At 74.2% G+C, this 17,151-nt stretch carries 15 protein-coding genes; 6 read left to right on the forward strand and 9 right to left on the reverse strand.

The genetic code is table 11. From position 1 onward, the window contains the following. Positions 1-55 precede the first annotated feature (55 nt). Positions 56-1,753 (reverse strand): ABC transporter ATP-binding protein, encoded by a 1,698-nt coding sequence (locus ADL08_RS14825; RefSeq protein ID WP_078968148.1) that lies wholly within the window; start codon positions 1,751-1,753, stop codon positions 56-58. Between the two features lie 257 nt (positions 1,754-2,010). On the opposite strand from ADL08_RS14825, the gene ADL08_RS14830 reads away from it, so the two are divergent. From ADL08_RS14830 to ADL08_RS14850, 5 genes are read left to right on the forward strand one after another with little or no spacing between them, the layout of a single operon-like run. Continuing rightward, the gene (locus ADL08_RS14830) at positions 2,011-3,087 is read left to right on the forward strand and encodes a FecCD family ABC transporter permease (protein WP_420709598.1); all 1,077 of its coding nucleotides are present in this window, start codon (positions 2,011-2,013) and stop codon (positions 3,085-3,087) included. Beyond that, positions 3,084-4,178, forward strand: coding sequence for a FecCD family ABC transporter permease (locus ADL08_RS14835; RefSeq protein ID WP_053642962.1), 1,095 nt, complete (start codon positions 3,084-3,086; stop codon positions 4,176-4,178). The genes ADL08_RS14830 and ADL08_RS14835 overlap by 4 nt, the downstream gene beginning before the upstream one ends. Then, positions 4,175-5,029: an ABC transporter ATP-binding protein gene (locus ADL08_RS14840; protein ID WP_053642964.1), complete on the forward strand. Its 855-nt coding sequence runs from the start codon at positions 4,175-4,177 to the stop codon at positions 5,027-5,029. Before ADL08_RS14835 ends, ADL08_RS14840 begins: the two co-directional genes overlap by 4 nt. Positions 5,030-5,046: 17 nt before the next feature. Beyond that, entirely contained in the window at positions 5,047-6,627 is a 1,581-nt protein-coding gene (locus tag ADL08_RS14845) for an amidohydrolase (protein WP_053643056.1), read from the forward strand. Then, positions 6,624-6,854 (forward strand): hypothetical protein, encoded by a 231-nt coding sequence (locus ADL08_RS14850; RefSeq protein WP_053642967.1) that lies wholly within the window; start codon positions 6,624-6,626, stop codon positions 6,852-6,854. Before ADL08_RS14845 ends, ADL08_RS14850 begins: the two co-directional genes overlap by 4 nt. A 119-nt stretch (positions 6,855-6,973) precedes the next feature. On the opposite strand, the gene ADL08_RS14855 is transcribed toward ADL08_RS14850, so the two are convergent. Further along, entirely contained in the window at positions 6,974-8,227 is a 1,254-nt protein-coding gene (locus ADL08_RS14855) for an MFS transporter (RefSeq protein WP_078968147.1), read from the reverse strand. A 61-nt stretch (positions 8,228-8,288) separates the two neighbouring features. Between ADL08_RS14855 and ADL08_RS14860 the strand changes: the two genes are divergently transcribed. Then, complete coding sequence (locus tag ADL08_RS14860; protein WP_063885289.1) at positions 8,289-8,849, forward strand: CGNR zinc finger domain-containing protein; 561 nt, start codon at positions 8,289-8,291, stop codon at positions 8,847-8,849. Between the two features lie 49 nt (positions 8,850-8,898). Here ADL08_RS14860 and ADL08_RS14865 read toward each other — a convergent pair whose 3' ends face one another. From ADL08_RS14865 to argB, 7 genes are all read right to left on the reverse strand, one after another. Then, positions 8,899-10,245 (reverse strand): hypothetical protein, encoded by a 1,347-nt coding sequence (locus ADL08_RS14865; RefSeq protein ID WP_053642973.1) that lies wholly within the window; start codon positions 10,243-10,245, stop codon positions 8,899-8,901. A gap of 115 nt (positions 10,246-10,360) precedes the next feature. Further along, on the reverse strand, positions 10,361-10,777 hold the full coding sequence (locus ADL08_RS14870; RefSeq protein ID WP_053642976.1) for a thioesterase family protein: 417 nt from the start codon (positions 10,775-10,777) through the stop codon (positions 10,361-10,363). A gap of 29 nt (positions 10,778-10,806) precedes the next feature. After that, entirely contained in the window at positions 10,807-11,952 is a 1,146-nt protein-coding gene (locus tag ADL08_RS14875) for an acyl-CoA dehydrogenase family protein (protein WP_053642978.1), read from the reverse strand. A 28-nt stretch (positions 11,953-11,980) separates the two neighbouring features. Further along, positions 11,981-13,255, reverse strand: coding sequence for an aminotransferase class III-fold pyridoxal phosphate-dependent enzyme (locus ADL08_RS14880; protein WP_053642982.1), 1,275 nt, complete (start codon positions 13,253-13,255; stop codon positions 11,981-11,983). Positions 13,256-13,332: 77 nt separating this feature from the next. Further along, on the reverse strand, positions 13,333-14,310 hold the full coding sequence (locus tag ADL08_RS14885) for a 3-oxoacyl-ACP synthase III family protein (protein WP_053642984.1): 978 nt from the start codon (positions 14,308-14,310) through the stop codon (positions 13,333-13,335). Positions 14,311-14,965: 655 nt separating this feature from the next. Next, a complete protein-coding gene (locus ADL08_RS14890) occupies positions 14,966-16,096 on the reverse strand; it encodes an acetylornithine transaminase (RefSeq protein WP_234352144.1) in 1,131 nt (376 codons plus the stop codon). A 47-nt stretch (positions 16,097-16,143) separates the two neighbouring features. Next, entirely contained in the window at positions 16,144-16,971 is an 828-nt protein-coding gene (gene argB, locus ADL08_RS14895) for an acetylglutamate kinase (protein WP_234352145.1), read from the reverse strand. Positions 16,972-17,151: the final 180 nt, after the last annotated feature.

The following is a 17,151-nucleotide window of genomic DNA, read 5'->3' on the forward strand; positions in this document are numbered from 1 at the left end:
CCTTCGTCCTCGTCCTTCGCGCCGGTGTCCGGCGCGGTCGCGTCGCGGCCGGCGCTCACGCCAGCACCGCCGAGCGGTACGTCTCGTGGGAGGCGACGAGCTCCGGGTGGCTGCCCTCGGCGGCCACCGCCCCCTCGTCGAGCATCACCACGACGTCGGTCCCGGCGAGCAGGGCCGGGCTGGTGGTGACCAGGAGGGTGGTGCGGCCCCGGCGCAGCTCCCGCAGCCGGACGGCGATGCGGGCCTCGGTGACCGTGTCGACGGCCGTGGTCGGGTCGTGGACGACCAGGACCGGCGGGTCGGCGGCCAGGGCGCGGGCGAGGGCGACCCGCTGGCGCTGGCCGCCGGAGAGCGAGCGGCCCCGCTCGGCGAGGACGGTGTGCACGCCGTCGGGCAGGGCCTCGGCGACGTCGTCCGCCGCGGCGGCGGCGAGCGCGGGAGCGACGTCCGGCGCGCCGTCGCCCGCCCCGGCCCGTACGTTGGCGAGGAGGCTGTCCTCGAACAGGTCGGCGTCGTGGTGGGCGACCAGGACCGCCCGGCGGGCGTCGGCGGGGTCGAGGTCGGCCAGCGGGACGCCGTCGAGCTCCACGGTCCCCGCGTCGGGCTCCCGTTCGCGGCCCAGGCAGAGCAGCAGGTCGTTCGCGGCGGCCGGGTCCCGGGAGACCACGCCGACGACGCTGCCGGGCGCGACGTCGAGGTCGAGGCCGCGCAGCGCGCCGTGGGTCAGGCCCCGCAGCCGCAGCCGTCCGGCGACGGGGGAGGGGAGCGGAGTCGTCCCGGCGGCGACCGCCGGGGGCGAGGCGAGGACCTCGGCGATCCGGTCGGCCGAGGCGCGGGCCTGGGCGAACTCGCCGTTGACGTAGGTGAGGAGCTGGAAGGGCCCCAGGAGGTACTGGGCGAGGCCGACGGCCGCCACCAGGTCGCCCACGCTGATCGTGCCGCGCATCGCCAGATGGGCGCCGACCAGTCCGATCACCGCGATGAAGACGCCCGTCAGGGCGAGGATGGCGCCGTCGTGCCAGGCCCGGCTGTTCGCCGCCCGCAGCGCCGAGGCCAGCGAACTCCGGCTGGTCTCCCGGTAGCGGGCGACCGCCGCCCGCTCGGCGCCGATGCCCTTCAGGACGCGCAGCCCCGCCACCAGGTCGGCGGCGACCCCGGACGCGTGGGCGGCGTGCTCCTGCTCCGCCTCGCTGCGCCGCTCCAGCGGCCGGCTGATGAGGTGGCCGATCCACAGCAGGGGCGGCACGCCGAGGAGGACGAGCAGGCCGAGGGGGACGGAGGTGCGGAGCAGGGCCACCGCGCTGACGGCGAGTCCGGTGAGCGCGGACAGCGCGTACGGCAGGGCGGAGGCGACCGAGCCGACCCGGCGGGCGTCGCCGGTCGCGACGGCGGTCAGCGCGCCCGGGAGCCGGCCGGTGTCGGCGCCGCCCCTCGGGTCGAGCACCCGGTCGGCGAGGTCCTGCCGGATCCGGTGCGCGGCGCTCTCGCCCGCCCCCTCGGCGAACCGGGCGGAGATCCGGTAGCAGGTGGAGAGCACGAGGAAGAGCCCGGCGAGGACGAGCAGCCAGCGCAGCAGCGCCCCGGAGGAGCCGGTTCCCACCGCCTCGTCGATGGTCAGGCCGATGACGACCGGCACGAGCGCCTCGCACGCCTGGTGGGCCATGGCGAGGAGCGACGCCCCGCCGACCCGGCGGCGTTGGTCGCCGAGCGCTCTCCGGAGGACGTGGCCTCCCGTTGGTCCTCCAGCGGGCATGCGGAGCCTCCACGAAGAGAGAGATGGTTAGGTAAGGCTACCTTAATGAGGGGTGCTGCCAAGGGGGCCCGGAAGGGCGTCGCGGGGCACCGGGGGCGCGTGCGCGACCGCAGGTCAGGAGGGCGCGTTGACCCGTCGGTGCGATACGGTTAGCCTCACCTAAGTTGACCTGTTCGGCACGTCAGATCACGTGCGGCGCACCCGCTTTGGGCCCACGGCCGGGCGGGGGCGCGAACCGCCGTCAGGGGGAGTGGCCGTTGTCCGTCGAGATCCAGACGGCGTCCGGAGGGAAGACCGGCGGCCCCGGCGGGCCCGCCGCGCCCCCCGTGCGCCCGGCCACCCTGGCCCTGCGCGGCGTGGGGATCCTCGTGACGCTCGGAGCGCTGCTCCTCGTCTCGCTGCTCAGCGTCTGGGTGGGCACCCGGGGGATCCCCTTCGCCTCCACCTGGGAACTGCTGTGGCACCCCGACGGGTCCGAGGCCTCGGTCATCGTCCACGACTACCGCGTGCCCCGCACCCTCCTCGGCCTCCTCGTCGGAGTGGCCCTCGGCCTGTCCGGCGCGCTGATGCAGGCCCTGACGCGCAATCCGCTCGCCGACCCCGGACTGCTCGGCGTGAACCTGGGCGCCTCCGCCGGCGTCGTCGTGGCCATCGCCTTCCTGGGCGTGGCCTCGCCCCTCGGCTACGTCTGGTTCGCCCTCGCCGGGGCCGCCGTCGCCTCGGTCGGCGTCTACCTCCTGGGCTCCTCCGGCCGCAAGCTCGCCACCCCCGACCGGCTCGTCGTCGCCGGAGCGGCCGTCACCGCCGTCCTGTACGCCTTCAACTGGGGCGTGCTGCTCTTCAACCCGGAGGCCTTCGACCAGTTCCGCTTCTGGACGGTGGGCTCCCTCGCGGGCCGCTACCACGACATCGTCCTCCTGGTCCTGCCGTTCGTCGCCACCGGCCTGGTCGTCGCGCTCCTCCTCGCCCCCTCCCTCAACGCCCTCGCCATGGGCGACCAGGTGGGGCGCGCCCTCGGCGTGAACGTCGGCCGCACCCGGCTCCTCGCCGCCCTCGCCGTGATGCTGCTGTGCGGGGCCGCCACCGCCGCCGCCGGACCGATCGGCTTCGTGGGCCTGGCGGTGCCGCACATCGCCCGCTTCGTCGTCGGCCCCGACCAGCGCTGGGTCCTCACGTACTCGATGCTCCTCGCCCCCGTCCTGCTCATCGGGTCGGACGTCCTCGGCCGCGTCCTCGGCGCCCCCGGCGAGGTGCAGGTCGGCATCGTCACCGCCTTCATCGGCGCCCCCCTGTTCATCGCGCTCTGCCGCCGACGGAAGCTGGTCATGCTGTGAGCGTCCCCGTACGAGAGGCGAAGGCCCCGGCGCCCGGCGCCGTCGGCCCCCGGGTCGTCAGCGGCCGGGTCGTCCGCGTCGGCCGCGGCGTCTCCCTGCGCGTCCGGGGCCGCACCGCCGCCGTCACCGCCCTGCTCCTCGCCGCCCTGGTGCTCGTCGTCGGCACCACCCTCACCACCGGGGACTTCCCGCTCACCGTCGGGGAGGTCCTCCGCGCCCTCACCGGCAACGACTCCGGGGCCGCCGACTTCGTCGTCAACACCCTCCGCATGCCCCGCGTCCTGACCGCGGTGTTCGTCGGCGCGGCCCTCGCCGTGAGCGGGGCGATCCTGCAGAGCCTCACCCGCAACTCCCTCGGCAGCCCCGACATCATCGGCTTCACCAACGGCTCCGCCGTGGGCGCCCTCGTCGTCATCGTCGTCCTGCACGGCAGCATGACCCAGATCGCCCTCGGCGCCCTGGCCGGCGGCCTCGCCACCGCCCTCGCCGTCCACCTCCTCATGATCGGCCGCGGACTCCAGGGCTTCCGCCTCGTCGTCATCGGCGTCGGCGTCAGCGCCCTGCTCCTCGCCGTCAACTCGTACCTGATCACCCGGGCCACCTTCCAGGAGGCCCTGGAGGCCCAGGCGTGGCTGATCGGCAGCCTCGGCAACCGGACCTGGACCCACGCCAACGCCGTCGGCCTCGCCCTCGCCGCCCTGCTGCCCCCGGCCCTCCTCCTCTCCCGCCGCCTCGCCATGGTCGAGATGGGCGACCTCACCGCCACCGCGCTCGGCGTCGACGTCCGGCGCACCCGCACGGTCCTCCTCGTCATCGGCGTCGCCCTCGCCGCCTTCGCCACCGCCGTGACCGGACCCATCTGGTTCATCGCCCTGGCCGCCCCCCAGGTGGTGCGCCGGCTCACCGGATCCCCCGCGCCCGCGCTGCTGTCCTCCGCCCTCATGGGCGCCGTCCTGCTCACCCTGAGCGACCTCGTCGTCCAGCGGGCCTTCGCGCCCGCCCTCCTCCCCGTCGGCACGGCGACCGGCGCCCTCGGCGGGACCTACCTCATCTGGCTGCTGATCACCGAGTCGCGAAAGAGCCGCGCATGACCGCGAAGAACACCCCCGGACCCCGGCTGCGCGCCGAGGACCTCACGCTCTCCTACGACCGCCGGACGGTGGCCACCTCCCTCAGCGTCGACATCCCCGACCACTCCTTCACGGTCATCATCGGCCCCAACGCCTGCGGCAAGTCCACCCTCCTCTCGGCCCTCGCGCGGATGCTCACGCCCAGGGCCGGACAGGTCTACCTCGACGGCGCGGCCATCTCCTCGTACCGCTCGCGCGAGGTCGCCCGCCGCCTCGGCCTGCTCCCGCAGTCCTCCAGCGCCCCCGGCGGCATCACCGTCGGCGACCTCGTCGCCCGCGGCCGCTACCCGCACCAGCGGCTCCTGAAGCAGTGGTCCGCCGAGGACGAGACGGCCGTCACCGAGGCCATGCGCCAGACCGGCGTCCTCGACCTCGCCGACCGGCCCGTCGACGACCTCAGCGGCGGCCAGCGCCAGCGCGTCTGGCTCTCCATGGTCCTGGCGCAGCAGACCTCCGTCCTGCTCCTCGACGAGCCCACCACCTTCCTCGACATCGCCCACCAGGTCGAGGTCCTCGACCTGTGCGCCGAGCTCCACGCCCGCAAGGGACACACCGTCGTGGCCGTCCTGCACGACCTCAACCAGGCCTGCCGCTACGCCACCCACCTCATCGTGATGCGCCCCGGCGGCGTCATCGCCGCCCAGGGCGACCCGGCCGCCGTCATGACCGCCGAACTGGTCGAGGACGTCTTCGGCCTGCCCTGCCGGATCATCGACGACCCCGAGACCGGCACCCCGCTCATGGTGCCCGCCGCACCCCGGCGCCACGACGCGGAGGGCACCGGCGACACGGCACTCGCCACGACCCCCTAGGGACGGACCCGCCCATGATGCTGTGCACCAGAATCACCAACGCGCGCGTCCTCACCATGGACCCCGACCACCCGGTCGCCCACGACCTGGGCATCTGGCACGGCCGGATCGTCGGTCTGGACGAAGCCGTGAGCGGTCTGCCCGCGCGCGAGGTCGTCGACCTCCAGGGCGCCACCGTGCTGCCCGGCTTCATCGACAGCCACGTGCACCTGGCGTGGACGGGCCTGAAGGCGAACTCGCCGAGCCTCACCGGCGTCGAGCGGATCGAGGACGCCCTCGCCGTCGTCGCGGACGCGGTCGCCCGCAGGAACGCGCCCGGCGCGTGGGTCCACGTCGGGGACTACGACCAGCGCGCCCTCGGCCGCCACCTGACCGCCGCCGACCTCGACCGGGTCGCCGCGGGCCACCGGATCTTCCTCATGCACACCTCCGGCCACGCCTGCGTCGTCAACAGCGCCGTCCTCGACCTCCTCCCCGCCGACGTCCCCCACGACGACGGCCTCCTGGTGGAGAGCGCGATGGGCGCCGTGCGCCGGCTCCGCCTCCCGTACGCCCAGGAGGAACTCGCCGACGCCATCGAGCAGGCCGGCCGCGTCTGCCTCGCCGAGGGCGTCACCGCCTGCGCCGAGGCCGGCATCGGCGGCGGACTCCTCGGCCACAGCCCCGCCGAACTCGGCGCCTACCAGCTCCTGCGCGACCGGGGCCGACTGCCCCTGCGCGTCCAGCTCATGCCGGGCGCCGACACCCTCAAGCCGCTCGGCGCCCACGAACGGGACGGCATCCCCCGCGGCCTCGACCTCGGCCTGCGCACCGGCTTCGGCGACGACTGGCTGTCCGTCGGCGCGCTCAAGATCTACACCGACGGCGGGATGATGGCCCGCACGGCCGCGCTCACCGAGCCGTACGAGGGCACGGACGGCACCGGCCGGCTCCAGGCCGACCCCGAACACCTCACCTCCCTCATCGTGGACGGGCACCTCGCCGGCTGGCAGCTCGCCGTCCACGCCATCGGGGACCGCGCCGCCGACCTCGCCCTGGACGCCCTGGAACGGGCCCAGGAACTGCGCCCCCGCCCCGACGCCCGCCACCGCGTCGAACACGCCGGCCTCATCCGGCCCGACCAGCTCCCGCGCTTCGCCCGGCTCGGCCTCAGCGCCGTCGTCCAGCCCAACTTCCTGCGGTGCTTCGGCGACGACTACGCCACGGTCATGGGCCCGCGCCGGGCGCCCTGGATGTACCGGGGACGCGGCTTCCTCGACCACGGCGTCCCCCTCGTCGGCAGCTCCGACCGGCCCGTCGCCGACGGATCGCCGCTGCGGGCCGTCCAGTTCATGGTCGAGCGCGCCTCCCTCTCCGGCCGCCCGATCGGCCCGGACGAGGCGGTCACCGTCGACGAGGCCCTGCGCGCCTACACGGTCGCCGGCGCCTACGCCTGCCGGTGGGACGACAGCGCGGGCAGCCTGACCCCGGGCAAGCGCGCCGACCTCGTCGTGCTCGGCGACGACCCGTACGCCGTCGACACCTCCCGCATCGGGGACATCGAGGTCGTGGCGACCTTCGTGGACGGCCGCGAGGCGACGGAGGGGAGGAAGCTGTGAGCACGCCCCCCGACCCCCTGGACCGGCTCTCGGCCCTGTGGCAGCCCCCCGCGCGGTCTCCCCGCTGGGTCGTATGGCACGTCGGTGGCGCCGAAGTGCTCGTCTTCGACCGGGAGTTCAACATTCCGGCCGACGTGCCCGACGCCGACCTCCCGGAGGTCGTGCGCCGGATGCGCCGGGCGGGGGCCCCCGAGTACGACGACTACCCCGGCAGACGGTGCGGCTAGGGCGTGCGTGCCGGGCGCCGCCGGGCAGACGGGACTTTCGACACACGCCCTGGGGCCTGTCCGGCCGTGATCCGCCGGACAGGCCCCAGGGGTGTCGCGCTCCTCGTACCGCGCCCCTCCTACCGGACCGCCGCGTCGTCCCGCGCGCGGTCCTCCTTCGCGGTGCCGCCCCGTGCGGCTCCCCGACGCTCTCCGATGCCCGCCACCAGGCCGATCACGGTGGTCAGCGCCGTACAGACGGCGATGGTGACGACCGGGGTGGTGGCCTTGACGAGGCCGGCCGTCAGCAGGGCGGCCGCTCCGTAGCCGAGGCCGCCCGCGGCGTACAGGAGGGAGAAGCCCGTGGCCCACACGTTCTGCGGGAGGCGGTTCTGCAGGGCCAGGTTCCGGATGATCATGAGCGGGCTGTAGAAGAGGCCGCCGAGCAGGAACGCGGCGAAGAACGCCCAGAGCCGGCCGGTGACGGCGCACAGCGTCAGCGCCGCGGTCATGGCCGGCAGCAGGAAGAGGGTCTGCGTCCCGGGGGAGCCCGGCCAGGTGCGCCGCCCGTAGACCAGTCCGGCGGCGATGCTCGCCACGGCGAACGCCCCCGTGATGACACCGGTCAGCGCCAGCTGCTGGTTCGTCGACTCCAGGCGGGCCGGCAGGGCCACGTCCATGGCGCCGACCAGGAACATGATGGCCGCGGCGAGCAGGACGGTGGGCCAGGCCATCCTGACGACGCTCAGCGTTCCCGCGGGCTCGGGGGCGTCCTCCCGCGCGTCGGGACCGGCGTGCCGGATGCGTCCGGCGAAGGCCAGGGGGGCCGCCGAGACCACGGCCATGACGAGGAGCGCGATCCGCGGCGACGCCTGGGTGGACACCAGCGAGGCCAGCACCGGGCCGGCGGCCCAGACGGCCTGGTTCAGCGCGCTCTCCAGCCCGAGCGCGGTGTGCCGGAGGTGCTCCGGCGTGGTTCCGGACAACTGCGCGCGCATGCCGCCGGGGACGCCCGCGGCCACCGCTCCGGCGGCGAAGGCCATGGCCACCAGGAGGATCATGGAGGTGTGGCCCGCCAGGAGCGCGATGGCGGCGAAGACGAGCGCTTCGGCGAACAGGGCGAAGCGGAGCTGCCCCAGGAAGGGGCGCCGGTCGAAGCCGCGTCCCATGAAGGGGGCCCCGACGGCCTCGCCGAGTGCGTGCGAGGCGGCGAGGACGCCGCCCGCGGAGAACGATCCCGTGCTGTGGCCGAGGAAGACCAGGGCCAGCGGAGCCATGGCGACAGGTGTTCGGATCAGTCCCATGGCGACGTACCAGGCGGTGCCGCCCTCGCGGCACAGCACGTCACGGTAGGTCGGGGCGGGTCGCGCGACCGGCGCTGTGTTACCACTCATAGTTTTTACCGGTAACCGTTCGCCCGGGTGTCAAACCTTGTTTACCGGCTATGATTTACGCATGGGAAATCGGACGGGAACGACGGTGGCCGGACCGCAGGTGGAGGACATGAGGTCCTTCCTCAACACCTGGGTGATCCCCAACGACACGCGGCGGGAGACGGAGAACCTCCCGGACCTCGCCGCGTCCCCGGACGACTGGGCGCGGGAGCTGCCGCACCTGCCGCGTCCGCGCACCGACGAACTGACGGACCTGCTCCGGCTCCGTGACGACCTGCGGGACGACGTGAGCGAGCGCGGCACGCGGCGCCTGGACGAGTGGCTCGCCCGGCGACCGCAGACGGTGCGCATCGGCGAGGGCGAACTGCGGCTGGAGGGGCCGGCCGCCCCCGTCGACACCGTCCTGCGCCAGGCGGCCCGGCTGGTGCTCGCCGAGCGCTGGCGCAGGCTCAGGGCCTGCCCGGACTGCCGGTGGGTCTTCTACGACCAGTCGCGGAACAACACGCGGACCTGGTGCAGCATGTACGCGGGCGAGAGCGGCCGGGCCTGCGGCAGCATCGCCAAGGTCAGGCGGATGCGCGAGACGCAGAAGCGGCGGACGACCGCCGCCGGGGCGGGGTGAGGACACCGGCCCGGCCGGCGTCCTCACCCCGTGGTGCGGGGACGGCCGGTCAGAGGGTCGAGGCGACGTGCCGCAGCAGGCGCTCCGTCTCCTCGGCCGCCTCGGGACCGCGGTCGTAGACCAGGTACTCCACCGTGTGCGTGTAGGGGCTGTCGTCGACGAGCACCACGGCGCCGCTCTCCCCGTCCGGAGTCAGCCGGGGGTCGCGCTCGACGGCCAGGGCGAGCTTGGCGAAGTCCCGGACCGGCAGGTCGTTGCGGGTGAGCAGGGTGTAGCCGTCCAGGTAGTCGTCGCCGAGGAGCCGCCGGGCCGCCGCGTGCACGTGGGTGCAGCCGCCCACGCGCGCGTTCACCTCGCTGAACAGGACCTCGCCCTCGGGAGTGACGATGGAGTCGCAGTTCAGATACCCGCGGTAGCCGAGTTGCCGGATCGTCCGCGCCATGGCCAGCGACGATTCCAGCATCTGCCGTTCCGCCGCCGGGTCCAGGGCCACCGGGGGGATGGCGAAGCCGTTCCAGACCGGCTCCATGCGCATGTCGCCGTGGTCCAGGAGGACGGGCTCTCCGGGCGGGTCGGGGAGGAACAGCTCGCTGTAGAGGGTCCGGCTGTGGGGGTGGTAGACCTCGACGACGGCCTCGCTCGGGCGCAGGCCCGTGGGGAAGTCGCGGACCTCCTCCACGACCGGGAAGGAGGCGGCGAGCGCCGCCTCGATCTCGCGGAGCCCGGAGAGCGGGCCGACGACGTGCTTCGCGGAGGCCCCGATGGAGGGGACCTCGGCGTCGACGGTGAACAGGACGTTGCCGTATCCGCTGGCGCTGAAGTCCTGTTTCACTATCACGCTGCCGGTGTGGTGCAGCAGGTCGCGCACGGTCCGTGCGGTGGCCCCCCGGCTGCGGCAGACCTCTCCCCGGGCGACCGGGACGCCCGTGCCGGTCGCCCAGGCCCGGAAGAAGGACTTGCTGTTGAAGAAGTCGCTGCCGCCCTGGGCGAAGAACGCGGGGTCCGTCCCGCGCAGACCGAGCCGGCCCGCGAGGTCGGCGACGGTCCGGTCGTACAGGTAGGGCGTCAGCGTCCAGTCCGGACGCACGGTCTCCCGCAGCCGCTCCACCAGCGGTTCGGCCAGGGCGGTGCGCGCGTCGAGGAACGTGCCCTCGTCCGGCCCGTCGGGGGTGAAGAAGGTCAGGGCGGCGGGGTCGAGGCCGAGCGACGAGACGAGGTAGTCCCGGAAGTCGGGCGTCGGCCGCCGGTGCGCGAGCATCGCGTCGCCGTCCTCGAGCAGCCAGGCCGTACGGGTGGAGACGGCGTGCTGCTTGTGGGTTTCCTTGGGCCCGAACGAGGTGAGCGGGCTGGCGAACATGTACTCGCTCGTGACGTTGCCGAGAACGAGTTGGGGCACGGGAGGTCCTTTCGCACGAGTTCTGGCGCGCGTTCCGGCGCGCGAGGGGGCCGCGCCGGGCGCGGCCCCCTCGGGTGGTGGGCCGCGTCCGGCGCGGCCCCTCGGGACGGTGGGGTCAGGCGCGTTCGGCGAGCTTCTTCTCGAACGAGTCGCGGTTGACGACGGCCCGTCCGTGCACGCCGCGGAGGATGACGGCGCGGCTGTCCCGCGCCTCCACGGCGAAGGTGAGGATCTTGCCGTCGACCTCGGTCAGCGTGGCGGTGACGGTGATCTCCTCGCCGACGGGCGTCGGCGCCACGTGCGCGGAGTCGTGGTTCAGGCCCAGGGTCATCCAGGGCGCGGCGATCTCGTCCCGCAGGACGTCCATGGCGGTGACCTCGCCGAGCCACAGCAGCACGGGGGTCGCCAGGACGTCCACGTCGTTCTCCCACGCGGTGGCGGAGTCGCGGGGCCCGACCACGTGGTGGCGGGTGGCCGAGGAGCCGACGAGGGAGTCGAGCACGGGACGCGGTGACGTGGTGGTGTCGGACATGACTGCCTTTCGGTCGGGTGGCGCGGGGGTCAGGAGGCCGGGGCGAGGGCCCGCATCTGGTTGAAGACGTTCTTGCGCTGCATCTCCGCGGTGCCGCCGGCGATGAGGGTGCCCAGGGCGTCCTGGAGGGCGTGCGCGGCGGGGCCGTCCATGTAGCCGAGGTGGCCGTAGACGCGCAGGGCGGTCTCGGTGCCGAGCCGGAGCGTCTCGCCCGCGTGGTACTTGGCGGTGGAGCACAGCAGGGACGCCTGCGGGTCGCCGCTGAGCAGGGCGTCCAGCGCGCCGTAGGAGACGTACCGGGTCGCCTCGATGGCGAACTTGGCGTCGGTGATCCGGCCCTGCACGTACTGGTGGTCCGCGATCGGCTGCTTGAAGGCCTGGCGGCGGCGCGCGTACGCGAGCACCTCGTCCAGGTGGGGGTCGAGGTAGGCCGCGGCGAGGACCCCGTACAGCAGCCGGTCGAGGGCGATGGTGTTGTAGATCGCCTCGATGCCCCCGCCGATCTCGCCGACGAGGTTCCGGGCGTCGACCCGCACGTTGTCGAAGCCGATGGGCCCGGTCGGGCTGGTGTGGTTGCCGATCATCCGCTCGACGGGGCCCTGGCTGACGCCCTCGTCGTGGAGGTCGACCATGAAGAGGGTGATGTCCCGGGCGCCCTGCTCGGGCACGCGGCCCAGGACCAGGGCCACGTCGGCGACGGGGCCATTGGTGATGTGGTCCTTGTGCCCGTTCAGGCGGTAGACCTCGCCGTCGCGGACGGCGGCCGTCCTGATCCGGGTCACGTCGGAACCGCCGGTGGTCTCCGTCAGCGCGGTGGCCCCGACCTCCCCGGAGAGCAGCCGGGGCAGCCAGTAGCCCTTCTGGTCGTCGCTGCCGTAGGTGAGCAGGGAACGGATGAGGCCCGCCTGCGCCACCATGGACAGGGAGAAGCCCAGGTCGCGGCCGCCCGCCGCGACGCCCTCGAAGGCCGCCGTGAAGTCCCACCAGGTGCCGCCGTCGCCGCCCCACTCCCGGTCCACGGCCAGCCGCCATATGCCGGCGTCGCTCACCTCCTGCCAGGACTCCCGGTCCAGGACGCGCTCGGTCCTGCAGTCGTCGGCGCGCTTGGCGACGGTGGCGGCGGCGAGGTCCGCGTAGCGCGTGCGCAGGGCCGGGTCGGTGAAGTGCTGGAGCATGGTCTGCCTTTCGGTGCGAGGGGGCGGGTCAGCGGGCGGCGACGAGTTCGTCGGCCTGGACGGCGGGGGCCGGGGTGAGGGCGGTCAGGCTGTGGTCCAGACGGACCGCCAGCTCCTCCAGCTCGGCCTCCGTGCTGTTCAGCGGCGGTGCCACCATCACGGACTCCGTCAGGGCGTTCACCCCGGCGGGGTACAGCAGCAGGCCGTGTTCGCGTGCCGTCAGGACCAGGTCGTGGGCGGTCCCGGGGGACCGGCCGGGGGTGGAGTGCAGACCGAGGGCGAGCTGCAGGCCGCGGCCGCGGACGTCGCGCACCACGGCGTGCCGGTCGACGAGGGCCTCCAGGAGGGTGCGCAGGTGACGGCCGGACCGGGCGGCGAGGGCGGGGACGTCGTGCTCCTTCAGGTACTCCACGGTCGCCAGGCCCGCGGCGGCGGCGAGCGGCGCGCCGGCCATCGTGTGTCCGAACACCACCGATCCCAGCGGCTGTTCGAAGGTGGCGGCGACCTCGTCGCGGACCAGGACGGCGGACAGCGGCGCGTATCCGGCCGTCACGCCCTTTCCGAGCACCATCACGTCGGGGACGATCCCGGCGTGGTCGCAGCCGAACCACGTGCCGGTCCTGCCGAGGCCGGTCATGACCTCGTCGGCGACCAGCAGGAAGCCGTGCTGGTCGGCGAGTTCCCGCAGCCTCCTGAGGACGGCCGGGTCGCACGGTACGGCTCCGGAGGACGCGCCGCCGACGGGCTCGACGATCACCGCGGCCAGGTTCTGCGGCCCCACCTCCTCGATCGCCCGCTCCCACTGCTCGACGTCCGCGCGCATGTCGCCCTGCCGGGGGCGCGCCTTGGCGACGGTGGCCTGGTTCGCGAGGAGGGGGGTGAGGCCGTGCTTGCGCGCCGGGTGCCCGGAGGCGCCGAGCGCGCCGGCGGTCATCCCGTGGTAGCTGGGCTCCTCGGTCAGCACGGTGCACTTGAAGGGCCGGTGGGCGCGGGAGTGGAACAGGGTCACCAGGCGCAGGGCGGCCTCGACGGCCTCGGAGCCGGAGTTGCAGTACACCGGGTTGCCGAGGGTGCCCGGGGCGAGCTCCGTCAGCAGCGCGGAGAGCCGTTCCAGCGGCTCGGAGGTGAACTGGGTCCGGTAGGCGAAGCTGATGGCGTCGATCTGCCGGTGCATGCGGGAGGTGATCTCGGGGAGTCCGTGGCCGAGGTTGGTGTTGATCGCTCCGGAGCAGCCGTCGAGGTACTCCCGGCCTTCGGTGTCGTAGACGTGGACGCCGGCACCGTGGCTGACGGTGGGAAGCATGGGTGTCTCCTGACTGTGTACGGGGTGGACGTGGGGGCCGACGCGGGCCGGCGTGCGGCGGTGCGGCCGGACGGTGCTCAGTACCAGGTCATGACGGACGCGGCGGCCGTCATGCCGCCGCCGACGGAGGCCATCAGGACGCGCTCGCCCCGGTGCAGGGGCGCGGCGCGGTGGCTCTCGCTGAGGGTGAGCGGGATGGAGGCGGCGGCGGTGTTGCCGTAGCGGTCGGCGGTGACCGCGACCTTGCGGGAGTCGATGCCCAGGGTGTCGGCGAGGGTCTCCACCAGCCGCAGGTTGCCCTGGTGGAAGACGGCGCGGTCGATGTCGCCGAGGCCCACGCCGGACTCGTCCAGCGCCTGGTGCACGGCCTTGGGCACGTGCTGGACGGCCCAGTCCTTGACGGCCCGTCCGTTCATGCGGAAGTGGTGGGCTCCGGGGTCCCGGAGGGTGGCGGCCGGCCGCCGCGAGCCGCCGCCCTCGACCCGTACGTGGTCGGTGGTCGTCCCGTCCGCGAGCAGGGAGCTGGCATGGATGCCGTAGCCGTCGGGAACGCGTCCCACCAGTACGGCCCCCGCGCCGTCGCCGAAGAGGCTGACGGTCCTGCGGTCCGTCCGGTCCATGATCGTCGAGTAGGTGTCGGCCCCGATCACCAGGACGTTGCGCCAGTCGGCGTGGGCGCACAGCAGCGAGTCCGCCACGTCCAGGGCGTAGAGGAAGCCGGAGCAGACGGCGTTCAGGTCGAAGGCGGGCACGGCGCCGAGGCCGAGCCGTTCCTGGACGAAGACGGCGGTGGCCGGCTGCGGCTGGTCGGGGGTCGTGGTCGCGACGATCAGGGCGTCGATGTCGTGGGGTTCGTAGGGTGCCCCCAGTAACCGGGACGCCGCGATCGCGGCGAGGTCGGACGTCGCCGTCTCCCCGTCCGCGTAGCGGCGTTCGCGGATGCCGGTGCGCTCCTCGATCCAGTCCTCGTCGGTCCCCGCCCAGTCGCTGATCCTGCGGTTGTCCACCACCCGGGACGGCACGTGACCGGCCACCCGGAGTATCCCGTTCGGCATGTTCTCCCCATTCAGGAAAATGATCGACCTGATCCCGTAATGACCGGTCGGCGCTGCGAAGGGCCGTCTACCTCCCGCCTACGGTGGTAAACACGGGCACTCCGGCTTGTGAGAGGTGTCACCAAGTGTCTTTCCAGACACACTTGTTGATCGATTCCGCTCGGAAATCGGCCGGAAGGTTCCTTTCGGGAAGGCTGTGACGGTTCCCGGCGGATGTGGCCGCGAGGGGGCGCGGCAGTGCGGCGACGTGGTCCGCGTGACGAGAAACAGCAGGTGGGGAAGGGGAATTCCGTCATGCGACGGCCTCCTCGCCCGACCGTCGCGAAGGGTGACCGGGGCTCGCGCAAGAGGGGGAGACGCGCCATGGCCGAAGGAGGCTTCGGGAGGCGGCCGGGCTTTCCCGCGCTCAGGTGTTTACCGCCCAACAGTCATGCCCGCTGAGCAGCGCCGTGGCGGCGAGCGGCCCGCTCCGTGATCACGGCGGCGGGCTGCCCGTACCGCTCGGCCGAGGGACGGCCCGTCTCCCCGGGGCGGGGCGTCCGGGCAGACGGGACTTTCGACACACGCCCCAGCCCGGGGCGGGGGACGACGCCACGGCATGCCGAAGGGCGGGGCCGGAGCGCCTGTACGGCTCCGGACCCGCCCTTCGGCACGCTCAGGCGTCGAGGATTCCCGGCAGCGCCTCCACGAGCCCGTCGATCTGCTCCTCCGTCACCGTCAGCGCGGGAGCGAGCCGTACGGTGGCCGGGCCCGCCGCGTTGACCAGGAAGCCGGCGTCCTGGGCCGCCCGCTGGACCGGGGCGGCCCGCGGCTCGGTGAGCACCACGCCCAGGAGGAGGCCGGTGCCCCGCACCCCGGCGACGCCGGGGTGCTTCAACTCCTCGATACCCCGGCGCAGCCGCTCGCCCGACCGCACGGTCCGGGCGAGCAGCCCCTCGGCCTCGACGGTCCGCAGGACGGCGAGCCCGGCCGCGCACGCGACCGGGTTGCCGCCGAACGTGGAGCCGTGCTGACCGGGCCCGAGGAGTCCGGCCGCCGGGCCGAAGGCCACCGCGGCACCGATCGGGAGCCCGCCGCCCAGGCCCTTGGCGAGGGTGACCACGTCGGGGTCCACGTCCCGGTCCGCCTGGTGGGCGAACCAGTGGCCGGTCCGGCCGATGCCGGTCTGCACCTCGTCCAGGACGAGCAGCGTGCCGGTCGCCCGGGTGATCTCCCGCGCGGCCCGCAGATATCCGTCGGGCGCGGGGACGACCCCGGCCTCGCCCTGGACCGGTTCGAGGAAGACCGCCGCGGTCTCCTCGGTGACGGCCGCGCGCAGCGCCTCGACGTCCCCGAACGGGACGTGGGTGACCTCCCCGGGCAGCGGCAGGAAGGGCTCGCGCTTCGCAGGCTGGCCGGTGAGCGCCAGGGCCCCCATGGTGCGCCCGTGGAAGCCGCCCTCGGCGGCGACCACGTGCGGGCGGCCCGTCCGGCGGGCGATCTTGAAGGCCGCTTCGAGCGCCTCCGCGCCCGAGTTCGCGAAGAAGACCCCGCCCCGCCGGCCGAAGAGCCGGAGCAGCTCCTCGGCCAGGGCGACGGGCGGCTCGGCGACGAACAGGTTCGACACGTGGCCGAGCCGGGAGACCTGCTCCCGGACGGCCTCGACGACGGCCGGGTGGCCGTGGCCCAGGGTGTTGACCGCGATCCCGCCGGTGAAGTCGGTGTACGTACGGCCCGACTCGTCCTCGACGGTGCTGCCCTCGCCCCGGACCAGGGCCAGCGGGGGAGTGCCGTACGTGTCCATCATGACCGCGCGCCAGCGGTCCGTGAGGGTCCTCGTGCTGTCGGCGGCGGTCACGCGTCGTCCTCCTCGGACGGGGAAGCGGGTACGGGGGCGGGGGCGGTCTCCCGCTCGGGGTCCGGGACCACGGTGGTGCCCGGCCCGTCGGCGGCGAAGACGCCGCCGAGGAGCGCGTGCGGCACCCGGCCGTCGACGACCCGGGCCGCGCGGACGCCCGCGCGGACCGCCCGCAGGCAGCCCTCCATCTTCGGGAGCATGCCGCTCGCCAGGTCCGGGAGCAGCGCGTCCAGTTCGCCGGCCGTCAGCCGGCCGATGATCTCGGTGCTGCGGGGCCAGTCCGCGTAGAGGCCCTCGACGTCGGTCAGGACCACGAGCCGGTCCGCGCCGAGGGCCACGGCGAGCGCGGAAGCCGCCAGGTCGGCGTTGACGTTGTAGACCTCCCCGTCCTCGCCCCGGGCGACGGGCGAGACGACGGGGATGCGGCCCGCCTCCAGGAGGGCGCGCACGGCGGCGGTCTCCACGGCCACGACCTCGCCGACGAGGCCGATGTCCACGGGTTCGCCGTCCACCCACGCGGGGCGCCGCACGGCGGTCATGGTGTGCGCGTCCTCGCCCGACAGGCCCACGGCGAAGGGGCCGTGGGCGTTGAGGGCGCCGACCAGCTCCCGCTGCACCTGGCCGGTCAGCACCATGCGGACCACGTCCATGGTCTCGGGAGTGGTCACCCGCAGGCCCGCCTCGAAGCGGACCTCCAGGTCGAGGCGGTCGAGCATGGCGCTGATCTGCGGTCCGCCGCCGTGCACGACGACCGGCCGCAGGCCCGCGTGCCACAGCTCCACGACGTCCTGCGCGAAGGTCCGGTGGAGCGCGGGGTCCACCATGGCGTTGCCGCCGAACTTGACGACCACCGTCCGGCCCCGGAGCTCCTCGGCCCAGGGCAGGTCGGCGGCGGCGGTGACCGTGTCGGCTGCCGTGGCGGCCGTGGCGGCCGTGGTGACCGTGCCGGCTGCCGTGGCGGCCGTGGTGGCCTTTCCGGCGGATGCCTGGTCCGGCCGCGCGTG

The organism is Streptomyces sp. NRRL F-6492 (assembly GCF_001280125.1).
Taxonomy (GTDB): Bacteria; Actinomycetota; Actinomycetes; order Streptomycetales; family Streptomycetaceae; genus Streptomyces.

Bases quoted from the DNA above. Each gene is read 5' to 3' on its own strand.
- ADL08_RS14845 (WP_053643056.1), top strand. From the start codon at position 5,047: ATGCTGTGCACCAGAATCACCAACGCGCGCGTCCTCACCATGGACCCC.
- ADL08_RS14885 (WP_053642984.1), bottom strand. From the start codon at position 14,310: ATGCCGAACGGGATACTCCGGGTGGCCGGTCACGTGCCGTCCCGGGTG.
- ADL08_RS14855 (WP_078968147.1), bottom strand. From the start codon at position 8,227: ATGAGTGGTAACACAGCGCCGGTCGCGCGACCCGCCCCGACCTACCGT.
- ADL08_RS14870 (WP_053642976.1), bottom strand. From the start codon at position 10,777: ATGTCCGACACCACCACGTCACCGCGTCCCGTGCTCGACTCCCTCGTC.
- ADL08_RS14860 (WP_063885289.1), top strand. From the start codon at position 8,289: ATGGGAAATCGGACGGGAACGACGGTGGCCGGACCGCAGGTGGAGGAC.
- ADL08_RS14825 (WP_078968148.1), bottom strand. From the start codon at position 1,753: ATGCCCGCTGGAGGACCAACGGGAGGCCACGTCCTCCGGAGAGCGCTC.
- ADL08_RS14890 (WP_234352144.1), bottom strand. From the start codon at position 16,096: ATGATGGACACGTACGGCACTCCCCCGCTGGCCCTGGTCCGGGGCGAG.
- ADL08_RS14840 (WP_053642964.1), top strand. From the start codon at position 4,175: ATGACCGCGAAGAACACCCCCGGACCCCGGCTGCGCGCCGAGGACCTC.
- ADL08_RS14875 (WP_053642978.1), bottom strand. From the start codon at position 11,952: ATGCTCCAGCACTTCACCGACCCGGCCCTGCGCACGCGCTACGCGGAC.
- ADL08_RS14880 (WP_053642982.1), bottom strand. From the start codon at position 13,255: ATGCTTCCCACCGTCAGCCACGGTGCCGGCGTCCACGTCTACGACACC.
- argB (WP_234352145.1), bottom strand. From the start codon at position 16,971: ATGGTGGACCCCGCGCTCCACCGGACCTTCGCGCAGGACGTCGTGGAG.